Origin of the sequence: Empedobacter sp. GD03797, assembly GCF_029842105.1 — a bacterium.
GTDB classification, from domain to species: Bacteria; Bacteroidota; Bacteroidia; order Flavobacteriales; family Weeksellaceae; genus Empedobacter; species Empedobacter falsenii_C.
In genome coordinates this window covers 40,475-57,168 of sequence record NZ_JAOCFS010000022.1, presented here as the reverse complement: position 1 = coordinate 57,168, position 16,694 = coordinate 40,475, and the positions used below count along the sequence as shown (strand labels likewise).

General features: G+C 30.4%; 14 protein-coding genes. 3 read left to right on the top strand and 11 right to left on the bottom strand.

The window, feature by feature from the left end; translation table 11 throughout:
• From N5D90_RS13010 to N5D90_RS12990, 5 genes are all read right to left on the bottom strand, one after another.
• A partial coding sequence (locus tag N5D90_RS13010; RefSeq protein ID WP_280062745.1) for a hypothetical protein occupies positions 1 to 940 on the bottom strand: 940 nt, incomplete at its 3' end.
• Positions 941 to 950: 10 nt separating this feature from the next.
• Entirely contained in the window at positions 951 to 1,991 is a 1,041-nt protein-coding gene (locus N5D90_RS13005; RefSeq protein WP_280062744.1) for a cytochrome-c peroxidase, read from the bottom strand.
• A 44-nt stretch (positions 1,992 to 2,035) separates the two neighbouring features.
• A complete protein-coding gene (locus N5D90_RS13000) occupies positions 2,036 to 2,878 on the bottom strand; it encodes an MbnP family protein (protein WP_280046164.1) in 843 nt (280 codons plus the stop codon).
• 84 nt (positions 2,879 to 2,962) lie between these two features.
• Positions 2,963 to 3,310: a hypothetical protein gene (locus tag N5D90_RS12995; RefSeq protein WP_038334068.1), complete on the bottom strand. Its 348-nt coding sequence runs from the start codon at positions 3,308 to 3,310 to the stop codon at positions 2,963 to 2,965.
• 91 nt (positions 3,311 to 3,401) lie between these two features.
• The gene (locus tag N5D90_RS12990; RefSeq protein WP_280046166.1) at positions 3,402 to 3,716 is read right to left on the bottom strand and encodes a hypothetical protein; all 315 of its coding nucleotides are present in this window, start codon (positions 3,714 to 3,716) and stop codon (positions 3,402 to 3,404) included.
• 530 nt (positions 3,717 to 4,246) lie between these two features.
• Between N5D90_RS12990 and N5D90_RS12985 the strand changes: the two genes are divergently transcribed.
• Positions 4,247 to 4,624: a GreA/GreB family elongation factor gene (locus N5D90_RS12985; protein WP_038334079.1), complete on the top strand. Its 378-nt coding sequence runs from the start codon at positions 4,247 to 4,249 to the stop codon at positions 4,622 to 4,624.
• 87 nt (positions 4,625 to 4,711) lie between these two features.
• On the opposite strand, the gene N5D90_RS12980 is transcribed toward N5D90_RS12985, so the two are convergent.
• The 4 genes from N5D90_RS12980 to N5D90_RS12965 form a co-directional block, all read right to left on the bottom strand.
• On the bottom strand, positions 4,712 to 7,093 hold the full coding sequence (locus N5D90_RS12980; RefSeq protein WP_280062743.1) for a T9SS type A sorting domain-containing protein: 2,382 nt from the start codon (positions 7,091 to 7,093) through the stop codon (positions 4,712 to 4,714).
• A gap of 17 nt (positions 7,094 to 7,110) precedes the next feature.
• The gene (locus N5D90_RS12975) at positions 7,111 to 9,810 is read right to left on the bottom strand and encodes a M36 family metallopeptidase (RefSeq protein WP_280062742.1); all 2,700 of its coding nucleotides are present in this window, start codon (positions 9,808 to 9,810) and stop codon (positions 7,111 to 7,113) included.
• Between the two features lie 434 nt (positions 9,811 to 10,244).
• Positions 10,245 to 11,054, bottom strand: a complete 810-nt coding sequence (gene murI, locus N5D90_RS12970) for a glutamate racemase (protein WP_221856312.1) — start codon at positions 11,052 to 11,054, stop codon at positions 10,245 to 10,247.
• A gap of 100 nt (positions 11,055 to 11,154) precedes the next feature.
• A complete protein-coding gene (locus N5D90_RS12965; protein WP_280062741.1) occupies positions 11,155 to 12,258 on the bottom strand; it encodes a PepSY-associated TM helix domain-containing protein in 1,104 nt (367 codons plus the stop codon).
• 68 nt (positions 12,259 to 12,326) lie between these two features.
• On the opposite strand from N5D90_RS12965, the gene N5D90_RS12960 reads away from it, so the two are divergent.
• Together N5D90_RS12960 and N5D90_RS12955 are read left to right on the top strand one after the other, a co-directional pair.
• The gene (locus N5D90_RS12960; RefSeq protein WP_038334089.1) at positions 12,327 to 14,549 is read left to right on the top strand and encodes a TonB-dependent receptor; all 2,223 of its coding nucleotides are present in this window, start codon (positions 12,327 to 12,329) and stop codon (positions 14,547 to 14,549) included.
• Between the two features lie 208 nt (positions 14,550 to 14,757).
• A complete protein-coding gene (locus N5D90_RS12955) occupies positions 14,758 to 15,309 on the top strand; it encodes a lipocalin family protein (RefSeq protein ID WP_038334090.1) in 552 nt (183 codons plus the stop codon).
• Positions 15,310 to 15,385: 76 nt separating this feature from the next.
• Here the strand turns inward: N5D90_RS12955 and N5D90_RS12950 are convergent, their stop codons facing one another.
• Both N5D90_RS12950 and N5D90_RS12945 read right to left on the bottom strand, forming a co-directional pair.
• Positions 15,386 to 15,937, bottom strand: coding sequence for a ferritin (locus N5D90_RS12950; RefSeq protein ID WP_038334091.1), 552 nt, complete (start codon positions 15,935 to 15,937; stop codon positions 15,386 to 15,388).
• A 126-nt stretch (positions 15,938 to 16,063) separates the two neighbouring features.
• Positions 16,064 to 16,618, bottom strand: a complete 555-nt coding sequence (locus N5D90_RS12945) for a hypothetical protein (protein ID WP_038334092.1) — start codon at positions 16,616 to 16,618, stop codon at positions 16,064 to 16,066.
• Between the last annotated feature and the right edge of the window lie 76 nt (positions 16,619 to 16,694).

The window sequence follows — 16,694 nt, the reverse complement described above, 5'->3', positions numbered from 1 at the left end:
TGTAATTAAAAAAGAAACCTATTCTGTTTTTTACTTCGATTTCTCCCGAATTTAAATCAGAAAGTATAGGTTGAAAATATTCTATACCAAAATTAAATTTTCGAGCAGCTGCTTCTAATCCTAATTTCGCAAATTGAGCTTTTCCCTTAGATTTTGGAATCGTCTCCCCAAATTGTTCATTTTTATAATAAAGTTCGTTTTGAAAACCGACTTTTCCAAGTAATTTTAATTCATTGTTAATGAAAAGATGTTGTAATTGAATTAATTGATTCCATTGATCTCCAAATTTGTATTTCTTCTTATTTTCTCCTTTCAAGTTGTAGTCTGTTACTAATTGTAAAGTCGAATTCTTATAAGCTAATTGGTAATTTATTGCAAACTGAGTATCCCAACTTCCTGTACCTAATTGAAAACTAGGATTGGTTGTTTCAGCATTTGCTTGATTAAATTTTGCGATTGGAATTTTTAAACCTATTGCAGCACTTAATCTATGTTTTAGCTCATTAGAACTTGTATTTGATTTAATGACTTTAACTATTCCCATCATATTTAAATCTCCAATACCAGAAATAGAAGAAGAGTTTTTACCTTCTTTATTATGAAAATGGTAAGGAATGCTAGCATTGATGTCAATTCTATTATTTATTGGAATTCTTGCCCATAATTGAATGGTATTGAATTGTTGCTTTTGTGTTCTTTTATTAGAAAAAGCATCTTCTTTAGCTTTATAAGATTGATGAAGGTAACGAATACCAACGAAATTTGAATTTATAAGATTTTCAATTCCATTTGAGGTTGAAGTTGCTGAACAACCACAAGCATCACAATCTAATTCTAAATCATATAAATGAGAGACTACAATAGAATCATTATCTGTATATGCAAATAATGAAATGGGAGTAAATAATATAACGAAAAATAAATTGATATATAATTTCATTTGAATAGATTTAAAATTCTGCATAAGCAGGGTTATTAATAAATGAGTAATCAGTTAATGTTTTTAGAAAAGAAATAATTGCCTTTTTTTCTTCTTCTGTCATAGGAATTCCAATTCGATTATTTTGTTTGAGTTGAGAATCCAAATATTTATCATTTTGTACACCTTCTGAATAAAAATTCAAAACAGCTTCTAAACTATAGAATCGACCATCGTGCATATAAGGTTTGGTCATTTCAATATTTCTTAAACTTGGAACTCTAAACTTCATAAAGTCAGTCGAATCTAATGTTACACGATATAAACCTCCATCTTTGTATTGTTTATTATAATACATTCCTGTATTTCGAAAAGACTCATCTGTAAAAAGTGTTCCTTTATGACAGCTTGAACATTTCTGTTGAAAAAGTTGTAAACCTTTTTTTTCGGTTTCGTTTAAATCTGCCTCTTTCCTTAAAAATTGATCATATTTAGAATCTTTTGATACAACTGAAGCCATAAACTGTCCTAATGCGCTGAGAATACGATTTGCATCTATTTTATCATCTCCAAAAGCATTTTTAAACATTTTTCGATAAGAAGAATCTGATGATAATTTCTTAATAATTTCGGGAAAAGTTGTATCCATTTCTTCTTCAGCTGTAATAGGAGAAATTGGTTGTTGAGCTAAATCATGAATAACGCCATCCCACATAAATCGATTTAGAAAAGCTAAATTTTGAATAGGAGGAGCATTTCGAATTCCTAATCGATCATCAATTCCATGACTAACAGGATGTCCGTGGTGAGTAAAGGCATTTTCTTGAATATGGCAAAAAGCACATGAAATAGTATTATTTCTAGATAATCGACCTTCATAAAATAGTTTTTTTCCTAACTCAACACCATTCTTAGTTAACGGATATTTATCTGTATCAAATGTTATTTTAGGAAAATAAGAAGGAATTTCTAATTGATAAGGTTCATCAACGATCTGTCCATAATCAATATCATCATCGTTACAACTTAGCAAGATGAATAAACTGAAAATGATTGTTATTATTTTATTCATTGTTTGTAGAATTATGCGGTGTTTATAAAACACCGCTATAAACTTTATTGATTTTTTTCGTCGTTATGTACATGATCAACTCGAAACATATTTTGTATATTTTCTGTTACCAATTGTGCAAAGTTGGAAGATCCCATAATGTTATTGTTCGACTCATCTAATATCAATTTATGATCACCACTTAAATAAGTGTTCAAATTTGCCATAATATGAATAGATGGCTTAATCTTAGAAGTTACCCGTGCAGATGTAGGTAAATCTAATGTTACTTCTCTATATAAATCTTGAACATTATTTTTGTTAATATCTCCCATATTTCCAGTATGAGTTAAGAAGAAAGTGTCAGTAGTAGTTTTCCCATAAAAACCTTCTATTTTAAAGAAAACATAACCAGCAGCCCAAGACCAAGTCATTCCATTTTTCTTTGCTTTTTCCCAAAAAGTAGCTTGTCCAGTCTGGCCTAATAAATAAGCTTTCTGAGATACACCAAGTCCAAAACGTACTTTTGTATATTTATTTTGAGGAATATTATCCAAATTTAAATAAACGACATTAGCTATTGCAGAATCTTGATTAATAACAAAAGCGCCTTTGTCTGGATCGTTTTTATGATAATCAAATTCATTTCCTTTTTCGTCAATTAATGTGATGTTAGAAATGATATATTTTAATGTTGTTAATTTATGTTTTTGTCCGTTTGATGAGGTTTGTGTTGTTTGATCTAGAACAATTCCTCCCAAATTATCAAATCCATTTTCAAACTTTAATTGAATTTTACCTGTTTCAGTTGATTTAATTTCAGAGAAATCATCATCGTTGTTGCAGGAAGTAAATAAAGTAAGTAATGCGATAAATGATAAGTTTAAAAAATATTTGATTGTTTTCATTGTAATAATTGTTTAATTTTTTTGAATAAAAATGCTGTTGGAAAACAATAATTGTTCTCCAATACTGAATATTTGTTCTATTAATTAAACAATTGGAGGTTTTAGATATTTAAAAACCCAATCGATAGAATAGGATGATTGCCAAAAGAATCGATGTTTTATTTTTACAATAAAATCTTGAATAAATGGAATATCTAAACATTCGAAATGTATATAAATTTCTGCAAATCGAATATTCTTTACTAAAACCGAATCAGATTCTTGTTCCGTTTCTTTTAGTTGCTTCGATAAATAACATTTTCCATTACATTGCATTTCTGGTCGCTCTTTATTGATACAATATTCATCAATAATCTTCTCCTGAGTACTAATGAATACAGTAAAAGGAATTAATGATCGAAAACCAATTAAAAGCACGAACAATGCAATCAATAAACAATTGAAACTTTTGACAAATCTTATATGAAATGTCAACTTGATTAAATGTTAATGAGATAATAATTTGATAAATATGGGCTATTTATCAAATAGGAGGCTGAAGTTGTTGATCTAATTGATATTGAGTCTCGAAAGCTAATTCGAAAGTCGATATTTTTTCAATAGATTTTGTAAAGTTAGATGTATTAATTTCGAAGGTAGGTTGATAGATAAAATAATCAATTGTGCGTAAAGAAACTTGAATTTTATTATCATCATTTTGTTCATCACTAACAGTCTTGGAAATCTGTTCTTTCAGATAACAAACGCCATTACACAATAATTCTGGACGTTCTATATTAACACAATATTCTTTAGAAATCTTATCATAATTCACTAAATAGTCAATAACTGGTAGCAATGGTCTACAAGTTATTAGAACAACAGTTAGTATGAAAAGGTAAGATTTCAATTCCTTAAAATTTTTATAAAATTAGACAGTTTTTATTTATTTTGAAAATGAAGATTATCAGTTTTTTCAGAAATTAAATTTAAGTTACTTTTTATTGAAATGACATTAATGAAATAATCTTAAAAGGTTTATATTTTTTAGATTGAGAAAGATATCGTAACTTTGAATTAATCATTTTAGGATCAATTTATGGCAAATTTTATCGACATCTATAGAAGAAACAACCAATCGTGGTTGTTTTTGTCGTTGGCATATTTGCATGATGATACTTTCTTAAGAAGCTCGAAAGAGTTTATCAACTAATCCCTGTTACGACTCGAGACAGGGAACCTTCTATTTTTTTCAATTATCAATTATTTTCAATTTTCTGTAAGGAGATTTGTATCAAATTTTAGCGAATTTTATTTTCGGTCATTTGATATTTGAGTCTTAGGAAATCTTCTTCGAATGATTGAAAGTTTAACTAAGAATTTATCAAAATGACAACAAATATTATTTTAACAACAGGATTATACGATTTAATTAAAGACCATTTAAGAAGAAAAAAAGTAACAGCAGAACAAGAAAATATCTTGACAAAAGAATTGCGTCATGCAGAGCAAATTTTGAGAAGAGATTTGGCGGATAATATTGTGACTGTTGGGAAAAAAGTAACAATAAAAGAATTAAATTCAAATCAAGAATATCAATTAAATTTTGTTAGCCCAGAAAAGGCAAAACCGAAAAAGAATCGTCATTCTATTTTAATGGACGAAGGTTTAGCAACAATTGGTTATAAAATTGGAGATGTAATTGAATGGCCAGCAAATGATGGTACAAAAAAATATGAAATTCTGAATGTAGAAGCAGTATCATAATTTGTACAAAACGCATAATAAAAAAACCGAGCATTAGCTCGGTTTTCTTATTAACACAATTGAAAAATATGAGTGATTATAAACACTTTATTTCTTGATTATTTTTTGAGAAAAAACTTTTCCTTTTTCATCAATTGCTTTTAAGATATAAACACCTACTGGTAAATTACTCAAATTAAGTTGAGCAGTTTTAGTATTCATCTCTTTCGAGTTTACTTTTAGTCCAGCCATATTGTATATTTCTACAGCTTTGATGTTATAGATAGACTCTATTGTAAGTATATCTCGGAATGGATTAGGATAGATTTTGGTTTCGCCTAATTTTTCTGTTTCTGTTGTTGCAAGACTACTACATCTTATTTTTAAATTATACACAAACTCTGATTTGTGATCATACCAATAATCAACATCTCCATTAGTAGGTACGCCAAAACTATATGCAGATTTACCTATCGTATTTTCGGCATATGGTGTAATGCTCCAAGCATCTATATTACTTTCTTCTTCTAAAGATAGCCAGTATCTATTTGTGTTTTTACCATCTAACTTCAATGGCTCTTTAAAATCTATTTTGGCACGGAATTTTTCATAATGAAAATATATTACACCATCATATATCAAGTGGTAATTCTCTATAAAAGCAGTATCTATAGTCGAAATAGGAACGTTTTTGATTGTTTTATCAGTCGCTTGTACATAAGGCATATCTGTTTTTGGATTATTTTCTAACAGATATATTTTAAGAAATGGCATTTCTGGCCATACTATCTCTGGCTTATTATTTATATCATTTATCCAGTAATCAATGTCTAATCCATCAATCTCTAACGAGTAATTTTTGTCTACTACTACATCAAATATATTTTTGGTAGAGACGGAAGCTGTTAGATCAGGAATAGTCATTTCCAATACTTTTGGAGCTTCTGGTACAGTTTGTTTACATGAGCTGTAACTACAATCTGCTTTTAACTGATAGACAAATTCTGAAGAAGGACTTTTTGTCCATTTATCTTGCGATTTAAGAGCAAATTTATTTCCAAGACTATATAAGGCATTTATTTCTACTGCTTGCGCATCAGTTACTAATTTTAACCATTTTTTTGTAACATTATCTGATTCTAATGCATCTAATGTAATTGGTTGATCAAAATCGATGTTATATTCGTAACCTTTTATTCCATTGATTGTTGCAATTAATTTTTTAGAAACAATTTTTCCTTTTATTTTCGAAATTAGAGTAGAAGGTAATTCATTTGCATCAGCTAGAAGGTCAAAATCAACTTGTGTGGCTTCTCCAAGTAAATTTATTTTAATTCCGCTAATTGTTGTCGCACGACCAGGACTTGCGTTGATATCAAATGCAAGTTCTTCATTGCTTTTAAACTCTTTTAGTAATTGAAATTGAGTTGTAGGTATCCCAAAATTACAAGCTTCATTAATAGGATTCGGATTTGGGTTAGTACCTGTTAATTCAAGCTTAACTTTTTCTGTACCCACTGTACAGTTTTCATCACTATGTATATATAAGCGAACTACACCTGTTATTGGACTTCTAAAATTAATTGCACCAGGACTTGCAGCTAAAACTTTATTGGTTTTAATATTCTTTAATGCTAATTGTATTTTTGTGTTATTATTTACTTCAAAAAAATATTTAACATCTTTATAAACAAAAATATCTACATAGCTTCCCATGCTAATTTCTTGAGGCAGGCTTGTTAAACTATTCATGACAGGAAGTATAACTTCATTTGTTACTGCTCCATTTGGAGTATTGGTACATGCGACAGGTTCTACAACATTAATTGTATAATCTTCTACTTGCCCAAAAGTAGAGCCAATATCACAGCCATCACGTGTATGAAAAGCTGCTCTATCATCAGTTTGTCTTTTCAGAATACGCATTCTTGTCTGTCCTAATTTCGCATCTTGTGGAACTCTTACTCTAACAGTGATTGATTTTCCATCTTTCCCGTTCGAATTATACAACAAATCATCACCAAAAATTATTTCTGATTGTGAATCACTATAATTGTCATAATAATTACTAAAATTTCCATCTTGGTTAAAGTCTATCATTACTGTAAATGAACTATAGAATAATCCTTTTGTATCACCCTCTAATGTAATGTCGTAATAACTCGATTGCTGTAATTTGGCTGGAGTTAAAGCTGTAAAATCTTCATAACCAATATTAGTGTCGTTACCACTGCTGTTTACCAAATAAGTGTTAGCATTACTTTTAATAGTTACTTTAGTAATTTCCTCTGGTGTAGGAATGTTAGCAGGTGTACAATAAGTTAATCCCAATTTGGGTTGAGGACTTGTAAAGTCTGCAAGTTGATTAACGACAACTTTTGGTGTTTTTGCTTGCTCTAACCAACTTTCAAGAATGGATGACTTTGCGTGTTGCGCAAAAACATTCGCACTTAGTAATGTGATTAGAATTATATTTAGATGTTTTTTCATAATAAGTAAGATTAATATTATTTTTTAATGATTTTTTTCGTTACAACACCTTTATTAGTATATAATTTCAAAATATATACACCAGTAGCTAAACGATTTGTAGAAACACGGTTGACTTGATTGTCTTTTTCAACTTGTCCTGTTTCAATCAGACGTCCTGTTACATCAATAATTTCATATTTATTAACATTATCTTTTGCGTTAATGTACACTAAATCTTTCACTGGATTTGGGTAAATGGTAACGTCGTTTACTTCTAATTCATCAGTACCTAAACGTGCACAAGTAGGAGGAAGATCAAAGGCTTCTTTTCCATCTGTTCTTAATAAAGGATCACCTTGATTAGCACTATAGCCTAAGCCTCTTTTGGCAAAAGCTTCCCAAATCAAACATTGGTTAGTTCCTTTGTTTAAAACAACATCCGCCATTAAAATTCCATCACGACCATCAACAAAACCTGGATCATTCTTTTGTATTTTTAAACCTTGTAAAACTAAATCTAAGGTCATATTATTACCGCCTGTATTTGATTTGAAATCTGGATTGAAACCATATTTATCTATCATTTTCCAGTGTAATTCCCATAACATCAATGCCCATACGTAACCTGTAGGATGCATTTTATTTTCACCTGCTCCAATTACTTTCAAATAATCATACGTATGCGGATTTGCTTTCATATCAGTTGTATAAGGTAGGATTCTTAATCCGGCACCATCAAAAGCATATTCTCCCATATTGATTAAATCTTTTGATGTTTGATAAGCTTGTTGCGTCAAATTAAGTGCAACATAATCACTCCAACCTTCACCCATACCTTCTTCGCCATTAATATTTCCTCCAGTCAAACGATTACTAACGGCGTGTGTATATTCGTGCAAAATAACTTGGCTATCAAAACCGCTGTCACGTGTTCTAAAGCTAAAGTTAGAAGATGGCATAGTTCCTGACACCGTCTCATTTTTGGCAATGGCAGCTTTTATTTGATCACCAACTACCTTTTCGATAGAAGCAATTGGAATAGTTAATCCAAGCTCATCTTGTCCTACAGAAACCATTCCGTCCAATGTTGATGTTGGATCATTGTTAATAAAAATAATGGCTGCGGGATTGTGAGGTGCAATATTTTTTACTTTTATATCAAAGGTACATCCACCTCTATCTACTAAAGCGATTTTACCTTTTATTGTTTGGTTATCATCCGCAAATGCTTCACAACCATCATGTTCATTAATTCCTTTTTTATCGTTGATTAGCATCATATCAGCAACTACCGATGGTGATTTACCATAAGTATAACCAGTGTTATTTCCACTAGCTCCTTTGTATATACCTTTTATAGGTCCGTCTTTAATTTCTAAATAACCTGCATCAGCTGGTAAAGTTTCGAATGTTAAGAAAGCCGTAGTAGGATTTTTCATGATTGTTGGACTATATGCCATAAAAGCATTGTTTTTCATTGGTGCTTTTGTTCCGTAGCCAGAAGTTGTAAATCCAAGTACGCGAGCTTTATCACCAACATTCATCTGAAAACTTCCTGCTTTTGGTGTAAATCCATGGTAATGTAAAATATCATGAATAGAATTTACCGAATAAAACATCTGTGTTGTAGCTGCCGAAGTATATTGTAAGGGATCATAGTTCATTGATTTACCAGGATTTGGAAAATCAAATAAGAGTTTTTCTCCTCCGTAAGCTTCATTACCAATCATAACATGTGCTGCAACAATATAGAGAGCACCACTTCCAAAAACGTAATCTGTCAATACACCATTTTTGTCGTATCCTACTTGTGCATTATTTCCTACAGTATGATATTTAGTTAACGACGGATTGAATTTTAATGCTTCTGGTAATGCTTTGTGCCATCCTTCTAAAGAAGCTACAGGATCATAAACATTTGTCAATAATTTGAAATCAGATTTAAGTGGACTTTGCTGATTAGCTGGAATCACACGATATGTTCCATTTAAAGGAGCATCTAAAGTTGTAGTTTCTGCTGCGAAAGCATTGGTTACCCATTTAAAATCTTCAGGATTATTATGGTAAACATTTTCAGAAGTATTATCATGGCCACCACAAGCATAAATAATTGATTTTTTTGACAATAATTCACCTGTATTGGCATCAATTATTGTTTCATACAAATTATTCAGATTATTTTCTTGTAATTCATCTTTAATTTCTGTCAAAGCTAACCAAGCTAATCTTAGGTTTCCATCATTATTATAGTAATACAAATAAGATGGCGACTCTTTAAGAAAAGAAACAGAATTTTCAGTGTTAATAGGTTGATTATTTTTGAATTGTTTAACCAAATCCTCTGTAGAAGTAGCAATAAAGTTTTTACCTAATTTTTGAGCCATTGATTGAATAGCTTGCTCAACCGTAAGACTTGGAGCAACATTTAACGATTTGTTATTGTTTCCATAAACAAATGTTTCGTTATGATTGATAACTTTACCATCTTGAACAAAAAAAGTTGCATTACCTCCATAAACTGGAATGCCATTGATTGTTTGTTGAATTTTTACATAATCTGCTTGATTGTTTCCGATCACATCTTCTGTGATGACATTGTAGTCTAATTTCGAATCAATAGTACCTTTTTGTTTGGCTTGATTCAAAAAATCATCGACTACTTGAACTGGTGTTTGAGCAAATGTGCTTTGAGAAATAAAGCCAATTAGCATCAGTAGGAAGTAATTTTTTTTCATGAATGTGGAATTTCAATAATTGTCCACTAAAATTATAGATAATTGTTTTTTAAAAAATTTATTAAATATTGAAAAACTTCTATGTAGACAAAATGTAGACATTATTTAAGTTTAAATAACTTGTTATAAGGTATTTATGTGAAATGCTTTACTAGATATGTAGACAAGATGTAGAAATTTTTTCTTAAAAAATAAAAAAAATAAAGTGTATTTTGAATTAATATTTAATTTTTTATTAAGAAATAATTAAGAATTAGAAGTCTTTTTTGTAAAAGAATTAATTAAAAATGAATATTTATTCAGAATAAATAGTTTTTTTTTAATATTAATACATCATGATTTTCAATATTTTATATTCAATACCTCAAATATTTCCTAAAAAAAAACCGAGCATTTGCTCGGTTTTTTTATTTGTATTTTTTTGAAAAAATATTTTAAACATCTAAATGTGAAGCAGTAATTTTCTGACCATAAAAAATTGTCGTATTTGCTTCAAAACTTTTCGCATCATCTGTCGTATAAAATGTAAGATGTCCATTTTTTGAGCATTGTGTTTCTACTTCTGGATGGCGATGTAAATAGTCAGTTAATTTATTCGCTACCAATTCTCCTTGCGAAAGAATTGTTACATTTTCTGGTACATATTGCGAAATCACAGGAAGAAGAAGCGGATAATGTGTGCAAGCCAATACAATTGTATCGATTTCGGATGATTGATCAAATAAGCGTTGAATATCTTTTTCTACAATATCGTGCGCAGCTTTGCTATCAATTTCATTATTCTCAACCAAAGGAACCCAAAGTGGACAAGCTAATTGAAAAACATCAATTGTTGGATGAAATTTGTTCATCTCAATTTTATACGATTCGGACAAAACAGTTCCTTGCGTAGCTAAAATTCCGACTTTGTTATTCTTTGTGTATTCATTTATCGATTCTGTTGTTGGGCGAATAACACCCAAAACTCTTTTGCCTTCGGGTAAATCATTTTGCTGAATTGTTCGTAAAGCCTTTGCAGAGGCTGTATTGCAAGCAAGTATAACCAAATTGCATCCCAAATCAAACAATTTAAAAACGCATTCTTTGGTGTATTCATAAACCGTCTCAAACGAGCGAATTCCATAAGGGCAACGAGCATTATCACCTAAATAGATATAATCGTATTGCGGAAGTTTTTTCTGTATTTCTTTGAAAACGGTTAATCCTCCATAACCTGAGTCAAAAACACCAATTGGTCCTTGCATATTCGCTTATTTTTGAAGCACAAATTTACAAAATGTATTAAGATGTTAGCGTAATAATTTGGTTTGAAAATTTACCTATGATTAATGAGTTTTAAAATCTTTATGAACCAACAATTTTTTTCTGCTTTCTTTTTTTATTTCGCCAAATAATAAAACCTGTAATGGGTAAACTTGCCACAATTATTGAAGAAGTAAAGGCTAATATTTTACCAAATAAACCTAATATTTGTCCTGTATGGATATCGTACATTGAGTTTGCAAACTTTTTACCATTTGATAAATTCTCATTCATTAATTTATAAACCTGAAATTGTTCCGAATCAAATTGATATTCGTCAACCGCATAATAGCGCAAACTTTTATGATACGCTCTTACGGCTAAAGGATTTTTATCAGGAACAGGTAAATAAATCCAATGCATTGCAGCTGTAGAGCTATTTTTTAAACTATAAGCATATGCCGAATCAACAATAGTGTAATTGTTTTCTAACATTTTTTTAGGCTGATAGACATATCCTTTTTCTTCATTAGGAAATGATTTTCCTAAATTAACAATTTGCGTATATGAATTACGAACAGGTTTGAAACTAAATGCAATACCTGATAAAGCAACAATAAAAGCAATACTAAAAGCATAAAATCCTAATACATTATGCAAATCATAATTGATGCGTTTCCATTTTGCTTTGTATTTTATCGTTAATCCATTTTTAGCTTGTTTTCTCTTTTTTGGCCACCAAAGTATTAATCCACTTATCATAATCATGATAAAAATAACAGTCGAAAAACCAATTATATTTTTTCCGATATCACCTAATAAAAGATTCATATGAATGTATTGTATCACCAAGAAAAAATCTTGTTTCATATTTTCCTGGTGTAAGATTTTCCCTGAATATGGATTGACATACACAAAGTAAGATTCTTTTTTATCATCCATCGTCATCACAACGGTTGATCGATCTTTATCCATATACATCACGCGAAGAACAACATGTTTAGGATTTTTGTCTTGTACTTTAAGAATAATTTCACTTGGTTTTATGAATGGTTGATGAACAATTTCAACTTTTCTATAATCAAACAGTGCATCTTTTATTTCATCTTGAAAACAAAAGATAGCTCCTGTTATTGCTACAATACAAATAATAATACCTGTAAATAATCCAAGCCATTTGTGAAGAAAAAGAAAATATTTTTTCATTAATAAAATTAATTTAGAATAAATAAAAATTATATTTGCAGCAAATATAAATTATTTAAAAACACACTATGAAAAAAAATATCATCTGTTTAACAATTTTATTTGGGAGTGCCTCGCTGTCATATGCCCAAACGAATGATAGTATATCCACAGATTTGAATGATGTTGTGGTAGTTGCTTCAAGAAAACCTACAAAAATATCTGATTTGGCAGGAACTGTTTGGGTGATCAATCAAGAACAAATTGCGCAACAAGCTAAAAATGGTGTTCCATTAAAAGAAGCTTTAGCGATTATGATTCCAGGGATGGATGTTGGTTCACAAGGAAGATCAAATTATGGTCAGAATATGCGTGGACGTTCGATGTTGGTGATGATAGACGGTGTTTCCTTAAACAGTATCCGTAACATAAGTCGTCAATTGGATGCAATAGATCCATTTAATATCGAAAGAGTTGAGGTTTTATCTGGTGCAAGCGCAATTTATGGCGGAAATGCAACAGGTGGTATTGTCAATATTGTAACGAAAAAAACGCTAAAAAATGGAATTAGTGGCGAAACAGAACTTGGTTCACGTACAGGTTTTTCAGGAAGTGATGATCATGATTGGCGTGCAGCTCAATCTATTGGTTACAAAGATGATAAATTTACTGGACGTTTGGCTGTTGCTTTTCAACAAAATGGTGGAGCTTATGATGCAGATGGTGATCAAATATTTGCAGATATTTCGCAATTAGATTTACAATATAATCAATCTATTGATGTGTTGGCAACAGCGGGTTACAAATTCAATCCGAAACATCAAATCAATGGATCTGTGCAATATTATCGTTCAAAATATAATGGAGATCGTAGTTTATATTTAGGTGAAAATATTAGTGTTTTAACCAAAGGAGATGCTTCTGTTTTGGAAATGCGAGATGGTTTTGATACGGATAAAAATCCAGGAACAGAGCGTGTAATGGGAACATTGAGTTATAATGGAACGAATATTTTAGGAGGGCAAGACGTTTATGTTCAATTTGCTTCTCGTGTTGAGAAATTAGGATTTTACCCATTTCCAGGTAATTTAACGTTGCCTTCTGGGACAAGTCCTTATATGTCGGCTTCTCAACAGGATACGTATTATTCGGGTCTAAAAGCTGTTTTGGTAAAAGATTGGGGGAAATTGAAATTAACATATGGTGTAGACGCTGACTTTGAAAAGTTTGAAGGTCAACAAAATGTATTTGATTCTCAGAAATCATTATCAAGTGGAGGAATGATTAATCACACTGTTTTAACAATTGATCGTTATCCAACCAATCATTCTACAAGTTTTGCAGGATATGCGCAAGCTGAGTATGATATTTTACCTCAATTGAAAGTTTCGGGAGGAATTCGTTACCAAGATATTTCGATTAAGTTGGATGATTTTGTTGGTTCTACTCAACAATTGCAAATCGCAAATGGTTATGGAAACAGCGCCGATTATATTCCAGGCGGAAAAAGTAGCTATAATATGACGATGCTAAATGCTGGTTTGTTGTATAAAATTAATGAATTGAACCAAGTTTGGACAACTTATTCACAAGGAGTTTCGTTGGCTGATCCATCAAAATTTTATGGATATGGAAATTATAAATTTAATTCTGCAACCAATAATTGGGATTTAAGTTCGAGTGTCAATGTAAAAGATTCTCCTCTTTCTGGTGTGAAAACAGGACAATTTGAACTTGGTTATCGTTTCAGAACAAATAATGGATTTAAAGGACAAATCTCTGGATTTATCAGTAATTCCGATAAAAATATTGCTTTAAAACGTGATGGATTAAATCTTTGGGTAGAAGTAGTTGATCAGAAATTAAGAAATATGGGCGTAGAAACAGAGGTTTCTTACACGAACGGAGGATTTTATGTTGGAGCAAATACATTGTTAATCAAATCTGAAGTGGAGAAAAATGGTGATTGGCAAAAACAAGACGTTTCAACTTCTGGACCTTCTAAATTTACAGCTTACGCAGGTTATGGATTTGATAATTGGAATTTTAGATTTCAAACTTTACAAAGTTTCAAATACACAGATGGTTTGGAAAATGTGATTGATTCATACAATACATCAGATTTAATGATTGCTTACAAATTACCTTTCGGTAAAATTAATTTAGGTGTTCAGAATATTTTTAATACCGATTATCAAACAATTTGGAGTGCAAAATCACAAGTTTTGTATAGTGCATATAAAGTTCCAGAATTGTTTTATTACGCTGGACGAGGAAGAACTTTTAATCTAAGTTTTACATACAATTTTTAATTTATGACAAGCGAATCTTTTGATTCGCTTTTTTCTTGAAAATATTTTTTAGATAGGAAATATTGAAAACTGTACTAGAAAGTTTTGTGTATTTCATTTATAAAGAAAACTAAACAAGAAAATGTATTAAAACCTTTTCAAATATGGTTATTGGCTTAATGATTGCAATTGAATTTATAAATAAAGTTTCTCACAAAAAGAATGAATTATGAAGCAATTAAATAAAAAAATGATCTCAGGTTTAGCGTTAGCAGGTTTGGGAGGGTTGACTTATGCTTGGTTGAATTGTCGAAAAGTTAAAATCCCGGATTATGTTACAGCGGTCGAAAATTTTGATCCGCAACAATACATGGGAAAGTGGTATGAAATTGCACGATTAGATTTCAAATATGAAAAAAATATGAGTCATGTAACTGCGACTTATTTTTTGAATAAGAAAGGTGTAATAGAAGTTCATAACAGAGGTTTTGATGATAAAGAAAACCAATGGACAGAAGCTCATGGAAAAGTTAAGTTGAACGGAGAAGAGGGGAAAGGAGCTTTAAAAGTTAGTTTCTTTGGACCATTTTATTCAGGATATAATGTAGTGTTGATGGATCCTAATTATGAAACAGCTTTGGTTTTTGGTGAAAGTCATGATTATATGTGGATTTTATCACGACAAAAAACAATTTCGGAAGAAACAAAACAAAAGTTTCTTTTGTATGCAGAAGAAAAAGGATATGCGATAGAGGAACTTACTTGGACTGTACAAGAATAAGTTGATAAATATAGTTTCATCTCAAAGGGCTAATTTCTTTTAAGAAATTAGCCCTTTGAGATGAATGATGAATATATTATTCTGCTAATGGATTAATTTGATCTGCTGTAGGAAAATCTTGCCCTGTATTACCGATCGTTTTGTTTAAATCAAATTTTGCAGCATCAGACATATTAGCACCACCCGCTAATTTTGCTTTGTCTAATAAATCGAGTGCTAATTTTTCTTCTTCACGTTGTTCAGCAACCAACCATTGTAAGAAATTCCATGTTGCCCAATCTTCTTCCTCCATACTCATTTTTACAATTTTGTAAATGGATTCGGTATTTTCGATTTCTTGTTTTAAAACAGCTTGAAAACACTCTAATACATTTTTAGGTTCAGGTCCAGGTTTTTTTATGGCTTCAATTTTTACAGTTCCACCACGTTCTTGAACATATTCTATAATTTTAGCCATATGTACGCGCTCTTCCTGAGAGTGTTTCATCATAAAATTTTTGACTCCGTCCAATTGATTTTCATCTGCCCAACATGCAAGCATTAGATAAATTTGTGCCGAAAAAGCTTCTAATGTAATTTGATCATTTAGTGCTTTTTGTAATGTTTTAGAAATTCTTGTTGTATTCATTTTTAAGGGTTATTTAAGTTGAGAATATTGAATGGAATTTTCGCACCAAACCCAATTTTTGAATGTTAATACTTTCTAAAATATTGATATTTAGATTCGTTTCAAATATTTTGATAACATTAAACCTTACTTCTTATTATAAAAATCAATTTGTCGTTGAATTGTTTTTTCGGTTTGAATAATGTCTAGTATTAGAATTTTGATGGTTTCTTTTTTGTTCTTTTCTGTTTCATAAAAGTTGGAGTACAAGAAATTCATGAAAAATTCTGTTTTGTTCTTTAAAATGTCTTTTTGTTCTTCAATATTAGACAAAGAAGTAATTTTATCATAATTTATCAAGTCAATTTTGGAAGTTGAAACTGATTTCCAAGCGCTTGTTTTAATCTGAGGAATAAACACGCCTTTACATTTCATTGTGATATCCAAAATGTTAACACTTTTGTTATCAGCATAGTATTCAAGTGAATCGACATAAGAATTTTGCAAAGGAACATTGTATTTTATTTCTTCCGTTGTTTCATTCAATTCACTTTTTATCGTTGAAAATACTTGATTAATATACACTTGGTCTTTTCTATTTGTGTTCCAATTGTCAATAAACAGTGCAATCAAAATACCTACGGTTACAGGAATAATTTCTTTGATAAATTGAATTGAATAATTTTCTAATGCTTTCTTCATTAAATTTAGTTCTCGTTAATTTATATTGATGTGTTAAATCAAACAAATATCTCATATTCATTGGAATGAACCATAA